At 45.8% G+C, this 14,658-nt stretch carries 13 protein-coding genes; 9 read left to right on the top strand and 4 right to left on the bottom strand.

Features of this window, described 5'->3' with window-relative positions; genetic code table 11:
- The first annotated feature begins 167 nt into the window (after positions 1-167).
- Positions 168-1,235, top strand: a complete 1,068-nt coding sequence (locus QZ938_RS29705; protein ID WP_293156801.1) for an ABC transporter permease — start codon at positions 168-170, stop codon at positions 1,233-1,235.
- Positions 1,236-1,552: 317 nt separating this feature from the next.
- Here the strand turns inward: QZ938_RS29705 and QZ938_RS29700 are convergent, their stop codons facing one another.
- The 3 genes from QZ938_RS29700 to QZ938_RS29690 all read right to left on the bottom strand — a co-directional run bounded on the left by QZ938_RS29700 (position 1,553) and on the right by QZ938_RS29690 (position 5,365).
- Complete coding sequence (locus tag QZ938_RS29700) at positions 1,553-1,699, bottom strand: hypothetical protein (RefSeq protein WP_293355367.1); 147 nt, start codon at positions 1,697-1,699, stop codon at positions 1,553-1,555.
- 1 nt (position 1,700) lies between these two features.
- Positions 1,701-5,108, bottom strand: a complete 3,408-nt coding sequence (locus QZ938_RS29695; protein ID WP_293355364.1) for a PAS domain S-box protein — start codon at positions 5,106-5,108, stop codon at positions 1,701-1,703.
- 86 nt (positions 5,109-5,194) lie between these two features.
- Positions 5,195-5,365 (bottom strand): hypothetical protein, encoded by a 171-nt coding sequence (locus tag QZ938_RS29690; RefSeq protein ID WP_293355361.1) that lies wholly within the window; start codon positions 5,363-5,365, stop codon positions 5,195-5,197.
- A gap of 493 nt (positions 5,366-5,858) precedes the next feature.
- Between QZ938_RS29690 and QZ938_RS29685 the strand changes: the two genes are divergently transcribed.
- The 7 genes from QZ938_RS29685 (at position 5,859) to QZ938_RS29655 (ending at position 12,317) form a co-directional block, all read left to right on the top strand.
- A complete protein-coding gene (locus tag QZ938_RS29685; RefSeq protein ID WP_293355358.1) occupies positions 5,859-6,203 on the top strand; it encodes a hypothetical protein in 345 nt (114 codons plus the stop codon).
- Between the two features lie 220 nt (positions 6,204-6,423).
- Positions 6,424-7,449 (top strand): ABC transporter permease, encoded by a 1,026-nt coding sequence (locus QZ938_RS29680; protein ID WP_293156789.1) that lies wholly within the window; start codon positions 6,424-6,426, stop codon positions 7,447-7,449.
- 164 nt (positions 7,450-7,613) lie between these two features.
- Positions 7,614-8,120: a Uma2 family endonuclease gene (locus QZ938_RS29675; protein WP_293355388.1), complete on the top strand. Its 507-nt coding sequence runs from the start codon at positions 7,614-7,616 to the stop codon at positions 8,118-8,120.
- Positions 8,121-8,362: 242 nt separating this feature from the next.
- The gene (locus QZ938_RS29670) at positions 8,363-9,031 is read left to right on the top strand and encodes a hypothetical protein (protein WP_293355355.1); all 669 of its coding nucleotides are present in this window, start codon (positions 8,363-8,365) and stop codon (positions 9,029-9,031) included.
- A 94-nt stretch (positions 9,032-9,125) separates the two neighbouring features.
- Complete coding sequence (locus tag QZ938_RS29665; protein WP_293355352.1) at positions 9,126-10,163, top strand: hypothetical protein; 1,038 nt, start codon at positions 9,126-9,128, stop codon at positions 10,161-10,163.
- Positions 10,164-10,589: 426 nt separating this feature from the next.
- Positions 10,590-11,363 carry an ABC transporter permease gene (locus tag QZ938_RS29660; protein WP_293156783.1) on the top strand — a complete coding sequence of 258 codons (774 nt, stop codon included), beginning with the start codon at positions 10,590-10,592 and terminating at the stop codon, positions 11,361-11,363.
- A 54-nt stretch (positions 11,364-11,417) separates the two neighbouring features.
- Complete coding sequence (locus QZ938_RS29655) at positions 11,418-12,317, top strand: ABC transporter ATP-binding protein (RefSeq protein ID WP_293156781.1); 900 nt, start codon at positions 11,418-11,420, stop codon at positions 12,315-12,317.
- A gap of 211 nt (positions 12,318-12,528) precedes the next feature.
- Here QZ938_RS29655 and QZ938_RS29650 read toward each other — a convergent pair whose 3' ends face one another.
- Positions 12,529-13,590: a TIGR03032 family protein gene (locus QZ938_RS29650; protein ID WP_293355349.1), complete on the bottom strand. Its 1,062-nt coding sequence runs from the start codon at positions 13,588-13,590 to the stop codon at positions 12,529-12,531.
- 256 nt (positions 13,591-13,846) lie between these two features.
- Here QZ938_RS29650 and QZ938_RS29645 point away from each other — a divergent pair.
- Positions 13,847-14,658, top strand: an 812-nt coding sequence (locus QZ938_RS29645; protein ID WP_293365672.1) for a DUF4347 domain-containing protein, incomplete at its 3' end; no start/stop codon positions are given.

Raw genomic sequence — 14,658 nt, 5'->3', positions numbered from 1 at the left:
AGGACTAAAGTCCTTACTACGAACCTGGAAGGACTAAAGTCCTTACTACGAACCTGGAAGGACTAAAGTCCTTACTACGAACCTGGGAGGACTAAAGTCCTTACTACGAACCTGGGAGGACTAAAGTCCTTACTACGAACCAACTTAAAATCTCAAACCTAAAACTTATGAAATGGTGGCAAAATCTTAAAAATAATCCTCTAGCTCGGTTGGGAGCCGTAGTGCTGTTAATTTTTTATACAGTCGCACTTTTCGCCGAATTTGTGGCTCCCTACGACCCCTACGACTCTCAATTAAACGGTTCCTTACTGCCACCAACTCAGATTTATTTAAGCACCAAAGACGGGCGATTTATCGGCCCCCACGTTTACCCGACTGCTCAGGGGCCAGTGGATGCGAATACGGGCGCTCGCGAGGTAATTGTAGATTGGCAAAAACCCTCTGCTGTCGGTTTGTTTGTCAAAGGTTCTCCCTATAAGTTTTTAGGAATTTTACCTTTGGATATCCACCTGTTTGGCACTACAGGAGAAGGTAAAATTAACCTTTTAGGAACTGATGAACAAGCTCGCGATCAATTCAGTCGCTTAGTACAGGGCAGCCGCATTAGCCTCAGTATTGGTTTGGTTGGCATAGCAATTTCCTTTCCTTTAGGATTGTTAATCGGAGGAATATCTGGTTATTTTGGCAGTTGGATTGACAGTATTTTAATGCGCTTTGCCGAAGTATTGATGACGATTCCCGGTCTTTATTTATTAGTAGCTCTAGCAGCAGTCCTTCCCCCCGGATTGACAAGCGCTCAGCGATTTATATTGATTGTGCTGATTACTTCATTTATCAGTTGGGCGAGTTTGGCGCGGGTAATTCGCGGTCAGGTACTGTCAATTAAACAGCTAGAATTTGTGCAAGCGGCGCGGGCTATGGGTGCCAACCCAATTTATATTATTGTCCGCCACGTGTTGCCACAAACTGCAACTTATGTAATTATTTCTGCTACTTTGTCGGTTCCGGGTTTTATTGTGGCGGAGTCGGTTTTGAGTTTGATTGGTTTGGGAATTCAACAGCCCGATCCTTCGTGGGGAAATTTGCTATCTTTGTCTACGAATGCTTCAATTTTAGTGTTGCAGCCCTGGTTGGTTTGGCCTCCGGCGACGCTGATTATTTTGACTGTTTTGGCGTTCAATTTATTGGGGGATGGATTGCGGGATGCTCTCGATCCGAGAAGCATTCAAAGGTAATTGGTTATGGGGCATGGGGCATGGGGCATAGGGCATTGATGCACTGGAAATGGGTAATACCAAATCCGGGTTACTACCCATTTTTGGTATTAGACCTCTTGCAAAATATTTTTCTGATATAATGAAAAGTTTTGCTGAGAGTTGATTAAGCATCTCCCAAAAAGCCTGTGAATAACAGGCTGTCGGGCCTGTTCCACAATTAGGGGAGTTTAATTCAAGACCTCTGATTATAACATATATCTTTTTTGCAAGAGGTCTATTATTTTACTGCTGCTTTTTTGTATTATTTGTCATTGTTCGCGTTGGTGTCGCAATTGCTAGCGTCCCTGCGATTGCTTCACTTCGTTCGCAATGACACTAGGGTGATTCCCAATTCCCAATTCCCAATTCCCAATTCCCAATTCCCAATTCCCAATTCCCAATTCCCAATTCCCAATTCCCAATTCCCAATTCCCAATTCCCAATTTAAGTATTAACAGGTAAGCGGATGGTAAAGGTAGAACCAACACCGACTTGACTTTTTACGGAAATATTGCCACCCATCATGAGGCAAAAACGCTGGCTGATTGCTAGTCCCAAACCAGTGCCGCCGTATTTGCGAGTGGTAGAAGCGTCTGCTTGGATAAAGGGTTGGAAAATGTGCTGCAATTCGTCTGGATTCATGCCAATTCCTGTATCTGTACAATTAACTACTAAAAATTCTTTACTGGGATTTGAGGATGGAGAATTTACCGCAGGTTCCAAACTGTTTTCTGGTGTCGCTTCGCTGCTGTAGCCTGCGATTTGTTCTCGGCTGGCGCTGAGGGTAATTGTACCATTGTGAGTGAATTTGGCGGCATTGCTCAGCAAATTTAATAAAATCTGCCTCAGTTTGGTAATGTCACCGTGCATAGTGCCGATATTGCCTATTTGCTGTAAGTTTAAAGTGTTATGATTTTTCTCAATTAGTGGCGCGGCGGTGTCGGCGACTTCTTCAATTAAGGTGGCGATGTCGAAGGTTTCTAAGTAGAGATCCATGCGACCGGCTTCGATTTTAGAAATGTCGAGAATGTCGTTTATTAGCGATAGCAAGTGTCGGCCGGATGTGCGGATTTTGTCTAAGTCTGGGGTGAGCTCATTGTAGCCGGATTCTTCGGTTTCTTCTTGGAGCATTTCGCTGTAGCCGATGATGGCATTGAGGGGTGTCCGCAGTTCGTGGCTCATGTTTGCTAAAAATGCGCTTTTTGCGGTGGAGGCTGCTTCGGCTGCTTCTAGGGCGAGTTGCAAGGCGGATTCAAAGACTTTACGATCGCTAATATCCTCGACACTACCTTCATAGTAGATTACCTCACCGCGCGTGTCGCACACTGCACGGGCGCTTTCGGAAATCCAAATTATGCTGCCGTCAACGCGGTAAACTTCTGACTCAAACCCCGAAATTTGTCCAGATTCTTTCATCACTCGCATAAACTTCTCGCGTTGTTGAGGATTGACGTAAGTTTGCTGTCTGATGTTGGTGAGATTTGATGTCAATTCTTCGGGAGTGGCGTAGCCGTAGATGCGGGCTAAGGATGGATTTACGCTCAAGAAGCGACCTTCGGGGGTGGTTTGAAAAATGCCTTCGACTGCGTTTTCAAAGATGCTGCGGTATTTTTGTTCTGCTTGACGCAGGGCGTTTTGTGTCCGATCGCGATCGCTGGCTTCGATCGCCAATGATACCAAATCTGCGAGGGAAGCAGCAAAATTTTGTTCTTCTACTGTCCAGTGGCGAGCAATTCCCACCTGTTCGATACAGATGACTCCGACTGTTTGGCCTCCCAGTCGCACTGGCGCATCTAAGGTTGATGTGGTGCCGTTTTGTGCAAAGTAAGATGCCACAAATTCTCTGGTTCTGATATCTGAGAGAGCGTCGTCGGCTGCGATCGTCCGGTCTTCTTCCAAAGCTTTAAAATAAGCTGGATAGTCTGGTGCTGCGAGTTCGGCACCTTGGGAATGCTCGCCGTTGCTGCGGTGAAATTGGTCGAGACATTGCAATTTAGATCGACTTTCGTCGTACAACCACGCTCCGGCTGCTTCTGCATCTAGGGTATGAGCCGCCGCTTCGGTGATTTCTCTCAAAGCTACTTGCAAATCGCCTCTATATAGCGCTTTATTTCTTGCCAATTCTAGCAAAATCGTATTTTGTTTGAGCAATTGTTTTTGCCTCATCCGCCGCACTGATTCGGCTCGCTTCTGTTCGGTAATATCGCGAGCCACCCAAATTACGGATTCTTCTGAAAGCGGCGAAATGCTGGCTGCAAAACAAATTTCGCGGTCGTTAATGGTTAAATCGTACTCGATGCTAACTGTTTGCTGACTATCTAAAGCTGCTCGAATGTGGTTGAGAAAATTGTCTGCTGTAGCTTGCGGAAAAAGCTCTCCGATAGTTTTACCAACTAATTCTGCTGCTGGTTTGTAGAGCACCGACATATTTGTGGGCGCGATTTTCAAATAGCGGCCGGTGGCATCCACAACTACAATTAATTCGTTCATGGCTGCAAACAAAGCCCGCAATTCTGCTTCAGTGGCTTCGAGTTCGGCAGTCCGCTCTGCTACTCGCTGTTCTAAACTGGAGTTGGTTCGTTCTAGGGCTACAAAAGACGATCGCAATTGTCTGGCCATCTGGTTGAAAGACTGAGCTAAGACGCCGAGTTCATTGACGCCTTTGACTTCGACTTCGCCGTCTAATTCGGCAGAGGTGAAGTCGGCAGCTTCGGACATTTTTGTTAAAGCTTTGGAGGCTTCCAGCAATCGGGTAATTGGTGTGACAACCCAGCGAGATGTGAAAAGTCCCAGGACGATCGCCAGTATGAAGGCAAAAAAGCACAATAAAATAGTTGTGCGAGTGTTGGCGTTAATTTGCTCCATAAAGTCTGCTTCCGGGATTGCTACGACAATCAGCCAATCGAGACCGCGGCCGTCTCGCAGGGGAGCGACCGTAATGAATTGACGTTTGCCTTTTATATCGAAGCTAAACTGTCCTTGGCTGTCAATTTCTTCAAAACTGCCAAATCGTGTTTGCAAGTATGTGGAAGCCGATCGAATTAGCAAATTTTTGCTCTGTGTTGCCAACAGCCGTTTTTGTCCTTTGTTGTCAGTGATAAACGGCAATTCATCTGTGGAACTGGCGACTATTTCCCCGCTGCGTTCGATCGCAAAAACTTCTCCTGACGGGCTAATTTTGATACTTTTGAGAAAATCGCTGATTTGAGAAAGAGTCAGGTCAATTGCCAATACCCCCCGCAGTTTTCCTGTTTCATTGTAAATAGGCATCACCGGCGTAATGCCGAGAACTGGCGAGGCCGTGAAGACGTAGATCGGAGACCAGGTGGCTTTTTCTGCCTGTTTGGCAGTTTGGTACCACGGTCTAGTACGGGGGTCGTAGGGGGCGGTTTTGATTAGCTCAGTGCGGTTTCCTTTGCTGTCGAGGCGATAAATTTGGCGGTTGGGAGCAGTTGATTCGTCTCTGATGTATACTAATTCATCTGCTTCGCGTTTGAGCAAGAGGAATTTGCCCTGTTCGTCGCCGTAGTAGATGGTTGTAGTGCGATCGCTCAGCTTGGTCTGGTTCCAAAAAAAGCGCTCTAAGTTGGGGAAGTCATCAGGGTCTAGGTTTCCAGAGGCGATCGCAGCATTATTCATTTGCAGGAACAGGTGAGACACCTCTCCAAAACTGCGGAAATTTTCTTTAGTCCTCGCTGCGACTTCCAAGCTCAACCTGGTAGCAAGGTCATTGACGGCTTTCTGGCCGTTACGAAACGACAGCCATCCAGTGACGCCGACTGCTACGGAGATTTGCACTACCAACGGCATCAACAAGACGAGGCTTAGTGACATCTTGGGCGAGCTTTTCATCAGACGACTGCTCAGAGTTTTCAATAACATCAATATTATTTTGACACCTACGAGGTTTGCGTATCGTTTGTCGTTTCCAAGATGCCCTAGATATTATAAGTTACAAAATCCCACAGCAATGCCGTGAATTGGGGTAGCGGCCAGGTCAAAACTTGGCTGAGGTTTCCAGCACTACTGTAAAAAATTGTAATATTAATCGTGCCACTACTTTCCTGAATCTGGCGATCGCGATCGATGACTCCCGTCCCAAAACTCACACCAGGTCAAAAAAGCATACAACTCCTTAATTCATCAGTCATTCCCAATTATAAAATCTTTAATCTAAAATCGGATCGCTTTCTCCGGGTGCAGGTTGCCTGCCTTACCGCTGATTAATACAAATTAGATTAGAATTTTCAAAAGCTGGGGTATGTCAAAAATGTAAGTTATTTGACACCAGACTGTTAAAAAATTTGCTATTGATAGAATAAGCGGGCAAAATCGCGATCGCACGCCAGCATGGTAATTAAACGATATTGTGGTGCATCGAGGGCAGCAACGTCACTCGATTTGAGATTTTTCCATTTACCAGAAACAATTAGTTGAAAGCCCGCCTGCCCGGGAGAAATTAAGATCGGACTGTTGATTGCTCCCCTACTCGGACTTAAGGGTAGGGGCCGCTATCAAACTCTTAACTGTCAACTGTCAACTGTCAACTGTCAACTGTTGAACCTACGACCTTTGAGCAAAATAATACTTCGGGAGGATAACATGAGCTATACATTTGAAATCCTGGGCGTATCTCCAACTTTAACGTTTTTTAACCAGCAGCAGGAATTACTGCAACAACAGCAGCCGTCAGGTGTAGAATACTTGGGAAACCGAAAGTGTACTCTCGATTCTTTTGTAGCATCGGTAGAGATAATTTCTCCCTATCGCGGCTGGGATGTCGATCGAGTTGTAAATACCGTGATTAGTTTCTGGATGAACAACTCGGATAGCATCCAGTATTGGAAGAATAGATTGCAGGATGCCGGCAGCGAAAACTTGTTAGTAGCCAGAGTAGGCGATATCAAGTCTTTGCAAGCTGCATTTGAATCGCTACTGGGCGAATAGGCAGGAAGCATCTCATTTTCGTAAAAAGCCTTTTTTGTTTGAGTGCGATCGTCCCTGCTCTCTTATACAATACGTGAGCGGGGACAGCAATAATATAAAAGCACAATTGAGATGCTCGCAATCGGAAAATCTGGAATTGGCAAAAAGTCGATCGACTTTTTCCCAATTCCCAATTCCCAATTCCCAATTCCCAAATCCCAATTCCCAATTCCCAATTCCTATGTCTCGTTCAAAAGCCCTGCAATCTTATATTTTTGTCCGCTTGCTGCTCGCACCCCTAATGTTGTGGACAATCACCACAGCAGTCTTTTTGTTACTCCGGGCCACTCCGGGCGATCCCATAGATGCCATTCTCGGCTCGCGAGCTCCCGCCGCCGCCAAAGCAGCAATGCGAACCCAACTCGGCCTCGACGCACCCCTGTGGCAGCAATATCTAAAATACATGAAAGACTTGCTGGGCTTCGACTTGGGAACATCCATCACCACTCGCGGACAAACCGTCTGGCAAATTATCGGAGACTATTTCCCCGCGACAGTCGAATTAGCAGTTTGTAGCATGGCCATAGCTTTAATTGTCGGCATCAGTATCGGTTCCCTAGCGGCATCCCGCCCCAACACTATTTTTGATGCAGCAGGCCGTTTGTTTGGGATTATTACTTACTCACTGCCGGCTTTTTGGGCTGGCATGGTTTTGCAGTTGATTTTTGCCGTACAGTTGGGCTGGTTTCCCTTGGGAACTCGCTTTCCGGTGACATTTCCAGCCCCCCAAGGCTACACGGGACTGTACACTATAGACAGTCTCTTGAGCGCTAACCCCGGTCAGTTTTTCACAAGTTTGCATTATTTGGCACTCCCGAGTTTGACGCTGGGCATTCTTTTGAGTGGCATTTTTGAGCGAATTGTGAGGGTGAATCTGAAGCAAACTTTGCAAGCAGATTATGTTGAAGCAGCTAGAGCTCGCGGAATTCCTGAATTGCAGATTTTATGGGCTCACGCTCTCAAAAATGCGCTGATTCCGGTAATTACTGTCTTGGGACTGACTTTTGCTGCACTGTTGGGTGGTGCTATTTTAACTGAGGTTACTTTTTCTTGGCCGGGGCTGGCAAATCGTCTTTATGAAGCGATTAGCTTGCGAGATTATCCAACTGTTCAAGGTATTGTGGTGTTTTTTGCGGGAATTGTAGTAATTGCTAGTATTGTAATTGATATTTTAAATGCTTACATTGACCCGCGAATTAGGTACTAAATGAAGGAAGAGTTGACAGTTGATAGTTGACAGTTGACAAAAAAAGAATAAATAATGAAGATTTTAGCCCTCTCCCGCTCTTTACATTCTCCCACTCTCCCAATTTTACCCCGCTATCTGCTTTTTTGATATACGTGGAAGATTATTAGGTACGATCGACTAAAATATTAAACTCACAAGAAGTAAAATTAGTTGCAGGACTGATTGTCAAAAAAATGAAAATACAGGGAACCGATTATGCTACAGCGATTGTACTTATTCAGGAGTTGCTGGAAAAGCTGTTAGGAGATGAGGTTTTAGTCCGGGTGGAGCTACCAATTCAGCTAGGCGATGCCCAAGCAAAACCGTCGATCGCAGTTGTGATGCCAGACGCCCTGCGCTATACTGACCGCCATCCCATCGCCTCGGAAATATATCTGCTGATCGAAATAGCCGATGGTACGCTTCAAAATGACTGCGAGACTCAAGGAGATATCTATGCTGCATCGCAGATTGACGATTTTTGGGTGCTAGATATCAACGAACGCCAGCTTCATGTATTTCGAGAACCCTCAGACGACGGGTACCGGAGTCAAATGATTTTGTCAGAAGATTCGACTGTCGCGCTCTCAGCTTTTTCTAAGTGTACTTTCTGCGTGCGCGAGATGTTGCAGGCAGTGGCCGCTCTGTAGGAGGATTTGTCAACAGTTGACAATTGACAGTTGGCAGTTGACAGTTGACAGTTGGAGAGCTACCTCTACCGAGAAGTCTGAGTATTGGAGTAATGAATACTCTGATTTTAATGTCTCCCTCGAAGGCAGGCCGGCTTTCAACCAATTCTTTCTGGTAAAAAAGATCGGCTTTCAGAATGAGGACACTTGGCAGTTTATCAGCCATAGTGGAGCATATAAATATAACATTTGAGGAAGTGCTGATGAGATTATTGCGCCTCGCAGCCGCTCTATCGGCTGCCTTGACTCCACTGATGGCACAAGCTGCCTTTAGTCGTCCCATGCCCGGAACAGGCCAGTTTCCCAGGGCTTCAAACCCGCGAGTAGATGTGCCGGTTTGCTTCATCGAAACCCCAAGCGGTACAACTTTTGATTTAGTCAGCTTGTGCGGTACCAACGCTGCTCCCCAAACAACGGCTCCCGCAGCCGGCAACCCAGCCAATGCTCCTGGAAATAACCCCAACGCAGCTAATCCAGCAGCCCCCCGCAACCCCAATAGCGTCACCAGAGATGCTGCCGGCGCCCCGATAACTACTCCTGCTGGTACCGCAAATCCCGCAAATCCCGCAAATCCCGCAAATCCGGGAACTGCACCGAATACTAATCCCAACAACAACGCCAATCCGGGAACTTCGCCGAATACTAATCAGCAGAATAATCTCAATCCGGGAACTTCGCCGAATACTAATCAGCAGAATAATCTCAATCCGGGAACTTCGCCGAATACTAATCCCAACAACAATCCCAATCCGGGAACTTCGCCGAATACCAATCAGCAAAATAATTTCAATCCGGGAACTTCGCCGAATACCAATCCCAGCAACAATGCGTCTCCCAACAGTACCACGGGCAACGGCACGGGTAGTTTTTGAAGGACGATCGCCGGATAAGTTAAGCTGAGACTGGAAGTGGCGATTCCCTACCCTTTGGGATAGCTTCGATCGCGCGTAGTTGAGGATACCAACTGTGTCAAACTTAGTTCAACGCTTAGAAATAACCGCTCATCCGCAACTGGAAAAATCCCTCGGCTATCGAGGAAACAGTCGCTGGGTAGCTTGGCGGTGGGAACCCGACATCGACCAACTTATTTTCAGCGACGGCAAAATAGTCGGAACTGGCAATAACATGGCTTGGCTGGTATTTTTGCAGCACGATTTGGTTCAGCCTGCCCTGCAAGAGTACAACTTCGGCGAGGGCGATCGCTACTGGCTGCTGTTAGACACCGAAACTCGAAATCTCTACGTTGGAGAAGGGAAAGCAGTTCAAAGTCTGCTCGAACAGCCGGAAAGTTTAGCTTTGTTAGCTTGTCTAGATGGCGGCAATGCCGGAAAAACTGCTGAAACTTGGCAGCAAACCCGAGCCCAAGTAACTGCAACAACCGCCTTTCGCCACCTCACAAACGTCATTCCTTTCGGAATTGCCGCTGCTTTAATAGGTGCTTTAGGAGTTGGAACCGGTTGGTGGGTAGTCCCGACGGTGCAGCAGAAACTCGCCGAAAAAACAACTTTTACTTCCCCCATTAGTTCGGCCGCCAACTGCGGGATTGGCGGTTCCGACGATTTTTCAGCCTATGTTGGTTCGTCAACCGGAGATAAAGAACTTCATTTGATTGGTGTTTACGAAGCTAATGCCGAACACGGGAAGGCAAATTTGTCGAAAAGTGCTATCCAAGTTAAAGTAGAACGCCGCAACAAGCCAATAATACTTGCACTTTCGGCCTACGAACCAGTCAACTGGAACGTGACTGTAGAACCCGGAGCAGTTATCGAGAAAATCATTGTTAACGGATACAACAACCAAACAGTTTCAGGAGTTTCGGGAATTCCGATACAAGTGCACAGCTACGAAGCAACCGGAAACTATATCGGCGACTTTATTTACAAGTGGGGTACAAATCCTGAAAGTAATACTCCCTCCCTCGTGACTAAACTCGAACAGACAAACCGTACAAGTTTAACTTCTTTTCAAGGATGTTACAGAGGTACGAACTTTAGTATTAAATGAGTGTAGCGATAGACACCGAAAATTTAAAACCTAGTCTGGTCAAATCACAAAACCCGCGCGGGCGGGTTTTTTATTGAAATTTAACATTCTTAGTATTTCTATGGTATAATATGCCGTGGCGTTATTATCAATAATCATATAATTTCCGGTAAATTCAATGCCATCAAGAAGGTTTGATCGTTCGGAATGCGAGTCCTCGGATTGATGCGGACTAAAGTCCTCACTACGAACCAATTTGATCGTTCGGAATGCGAGTCCTCGGATTGATGCGGACTAAAGTCCTCACTACGAACCAATTTGATCGTTCGGAATGCGAGTCCTCGGATTGATGCGGACTAAAGTCCTCACTACGAACCAATTTGATTGTGTTGATTCTTTTCGGACTTGATGTCAATTTCCAATTCTTACAATGCTAACACAATCCCTATGAAATACTGGTATGAAACCCTCGCAGTAGCGCAGCGAATTTTAATTGAATTGGGAAGGCGGCGGCGCAGCTTAGTCTTGTGGAGTATTTTTCCAATTTCTATCTTGCTAATCAATGGTTTAATTTTAAAAGAACGCGCCAATCTCACCACAGCCAAAGCCTTTGAAAGTGCTGCACCTGCAAGTTTAGTAGGAGCCGCTTTATTTTTTAGCTGTCTCGGCGGCAGTGTAGCCACGGTAGTCTCAGAGCGAGAACAGCATACTCTCAAGCGCTTATTTGTTTCCCCCCTGAGTGGGACTTCCTACTTTTTAGGAATTTTTTTAGCTCACAGCGCGATCGGCATCGGTCAGGTAATTTTAGTATACGCGATCGCAGCGTGTTTGGGAGCACAATTTCAAGGATCTATTCTGTTAGGATGCGCGATTATTCTACTCAGCATTGTATCCTACGTAGGAGTTGGCTTTATTCTGGGGACGCAGTTTGCGAGGCGCACGGAAGATGTCAACTCGCTAGTAGCCGCTTTCGGCGTTCCTTTGTTGATTTTAGGAGGTGCATTTTTGCCAACTGCGCTGTTCCCCAAAACCCTGCTGGATCTCGCCCAGTACAATCCGATTTATCATATGAACGAAGCGCTGATAGGCGTGTGGGCTAACGGCAAAGATTTTGCGGATATTGAATCGCACTTCTGGTTTTTATTCATATTTGCTATTTCGATGATCGCAGGCGGATGGCTGTCATATCGGCGGATGTTAAGAGTAGAAAGAAGACTTTAAATAAATCAGGGAATTCAAAGATAATTTAGAGAAAAAACTAGGAGATTTTAAGCAGTGCTGCAAATAGAAAAGCTAAATAAGGCTTACGGCGAACGTTCAGTGCTTAACGATTTAACACTGCACATTCAAGCTGGCGAAATTTACGGTTTGCTGGGGCCAAATGGGGCGGGCAAAACTACAACTATCAATATTTTATGCAATTTGCTAAATGCTGACAGCGGTAAGGTTTTCATCAATGGCGAACCTGTTTCGGAATCTACTAAACTGTTAATCGGTGTAGCGCCTCAAGAAAATTTGCTTTACAAAAGCCTTAGCTGTGCAGAAAACCTCAATTTTTTTGCTCAAATTTATGGTTTAGAGCGCCAACAGCGCCGCTATCAAGTAGAACAATGCTTAAAAGCAGTAAATTTGATAGATAGAGCTCAAAGTCCGGTGGAAACTTTGAGCGGAGGAATGCAGCGCCGTTTGAATATTGCGGTGGCTTTGGTTCACCAGCCTAAATTAGTAATTTTAGATGAACCGACAACTGGTTTAGATATTGAGGCTCGTTATGAAATTTGGGAGTTAATTCAGCGCTTGCAATCGGAAGGAATTACAATTTTGCTAACAACTCATTTGTTGGATGAGGCTGAGCGTTTGTGTCAGAGAATTGGGATTTTAAAGAATGGTAGTATTGTGGCTGAGGGCAGTTTGGAGGAGTTGCAAAAACTAATTCCGGCTCAGGAAATTATTGTGGTTAAAACCGACGCAGAAGCTGAAGTCATCGCCCGCGCAGCAGAATACAGTTTTATTCCCCGCCGCTACGGTAGCGATTTGGCTTTTTGGCTGCCGGAACGTTTGGAATTAAAGGATATTATTTTGCGTTTTGATGGAATTTCTATTGATTCAATAGCTCGCTATCCGGTGCGCTTAGAACATATTTATGTAGAGGTTACAAAACAAACTCTATCTTAACATTTCTGGCCCTCCCGCACAATCCTAGAAACCGGGTTTTTACGATTTTTACCGACAGTAACGAAGTATTCTCGCAAAAACCCGGTTTCTGAACCCTCACACGCAATCCAAGAAACCGGGTTTTTACGATTTTTACCGACAGTAGCGAAGTATTCTCGCAAAAACCCGGTTTCTAGCAACCCATGCGTCCATCATACGCCGACATCAGCGGTTAAAGTTCCAAAGTAATTAACTGAGCAATTTCTTCCGTTTGAAAACCCAAAGCCATCGGCTTTTGCACTCCCGAAATCACCTGCACATCATACAATTCTGTGACAATTCCTTCAAACCGCAACCAATGAACGATCGCACCAGTAGTCAAATCAATCACCATCATACCACACCGAGCCTCAGCATCTTTAGCTACCAACAACTCATCCAACTCTAAACCGCTAAAAGTATTGTCACCACCCCTCGGTTTCGACAATCCAACAATCGCCCAATTCTGCCAAAAAGCCAGCCCTCGGACATATCCCGGACAAAACGCGATCGCCTGAAATTTCCCTGTATCTAAATCCACACAACCAAATTCCCCTCTCCCCGAATTCAGCAACCACAACTTATCTCGATACCAGCGAGGTGAGTGCGGCATCGACAATCCCGTGACGATGATATCATTAGATGCCACATCAATAACTATACCGCCATTTTTTCGGCGATCGCGCCAGCCATCCACCACATCCGACTGACTCGACGCCGTAACATATTTCGCCTCCCCATCCACCATCGCCAAACCGTTGAGATGACAGCGGTCTTCATTGATGTATTGTGAGATAAACGGCGGTTTCCAGAGAGGTTTGCAACTGTGCCGATCGCTCAAAGTTGCAATACAATTAAACAACGTGCTAATAAACAGAATTTGATTATTCTTATCCACAGCGATATCGTGAATGTCGATATCTCCTGTAGTGTGGGAAATTCTTGGTATATAGAGTTTATCGTAACCTTGATGTTGTCCACCCGCAGCCAGCACATTGTCTAATTGCCAGAGTTGATATTTTGAGCTAAGGTAGAGACGTTCCGGTGTGCAGAAAAGTCCCATTGCGCGATCGAATATTCGCCAAAAAGCCGAGATTCTGTTGGTTTCTGGTACAGCACCGATTAACATCAACCTGCTGGTTTGATAAGTAGTGCAAGCAAGGCTGATTCGTTGTTCGGTTAACCAAGATGGCAAATCGCGATCGCCAAAAATCTCGTGTTCGTGTGGTGTATTCAAAATTGTTTTGTTATTCATATAGTAATCCTAAATCCTTCATGCATATCTATCTGTATGGGAGGTGCCGTGCCCGCCCTCTCCTCAGAGGAATTGGGCAACCACAGGGGGATTGCCCTACAAAACAATGAAACAGCCCTACCCTTATTGGTTAGGGAGGCTCAGATTCTATGCAGCCTCATAAAATATGAAGACATAAAAACTTTCTCTATTATGGTTGAAAACTCCATATGAGTATGATAAATTATGCTCAGAAAAAAATCATCGATCGCCTAGCATGAAAAACCAAATAATTTTCGTAGACCCCTCAGTACAAGATTATCAAGACCTAATTCAAAGCACCGATCGCGCTGAAATTATTATTTTAGATGACAAAGTTAGTGGCATCACCCAAATTACTAACGCCTTAGCCAATCAAAAAGATATTGAAGCATTACACATACTTTCCCACGGCAGCCCCGGCAGCGTCAATCTGAGCACAGAAACCATCAACAATAGTAACTTAGAAAAATTCACTACCCAACTCCAACAGTGGGGAAAATCCCTCACCCAAAACGCCGACATCCTATTATATGGGTGTGAAATAGGCGCTGATGAAACTGGCAAAAACTTCCTCAAACGACTGAGTGAAATCACAGGTGCAGACATTGCCGCCTCCGCAAACCCCACTGGTAGCAGCGAATTAGGTGGAGACTGGGAATTAGAAGTGCAAATAGGCGCCATAGAAACCGCAATACCATTTAGCCTCAACACCCTCAAAACCTACAGCGGCGTACTAGGCCTCGCCCCTAAATTTGACTTCGCTGTTGGCAATCTCCCCTTATCCGTCAGCATCGGCGACATCAACGGTGACGGGAAACCAGACTTAGCAACGGCGAACTACATCAGCAACACCGCCTCCATCCTGCTCAACACCACCCCCACCAACGCCACCACCCCCACCTTCGCCACCAAAGTTGACTTCACTACTGGCAGTAACCCCATCTCCGTCAGCATCCGCGACTTCAACGGTGACAACAAACCAGACTTAGCTTTGGCGAACCGGAACAGCGACACCGCCTCCATCCTGCTCAATACCACCCCCACCAA

This window comes from Microcoleus sp. CAWBG27 (assembly GCF_020883145.1).
GTDB lineage: Bacteria > Cyanobacteriota > Cyanobacteriia > Cyanobacteriales > Microcoleaceae > Microcoleus.
This window is presented reverse-complemented; position numbering and strand designations above follow the sequence as displayed.

Bases quoted from the DNA above. Each gene is read 5' to 3' on its own strand.
- QZ938_RS29705 (WP_293156801.1), top strand. From the start codon at position 168: ATGAAATGGTGGCAAAATCTTAAAAATAATCCTCTAGCTCGGTTGGGA.
- QZ938_RS29695 (WP_293355364.1), bottom strand. From the start codon at position 5,108: ATGAAAAGCTCGCCCAAGATGTCACTAAGCCTCGTCTTGTTGATGCCG.
- QZ938_RS29685 (WP_293355358.1), top strand. From the start codon at position 5,859: ATGAGCTATACATTTGAAATCCTGGGCGTATCTCCAACTTTAACGTTT.
- QZ938_RS29680 (WP_293156789.1), top strand. From the start codon at position 6,424: ATGTCTCGTTCAAAAGCCCTGCAATCTTATATTTTTGTCCGCTTGCTG.
- QZ938_RS29670 (WP_293355355.1), top strand. From the start codon at position 8,363: ATGAGATTATTGCGCCTCGCAGCCGCTCTATCGGCTGCCTTGACTCCA.
- QZ938_RS29660 (WP_293156783.1), top strand. From the start codon at position 10,590: ATGAAATACTGGTATGAAACCCTCGCAGTAGCGCAGCGAATTTTAATT.
- QZ938_RS29650 (WP_293355349.1), bottom strand. From the start codon at position 13,590: ATGAATAACAAAACAATTTTGAATACACCACACGAACACGAGATTTTT.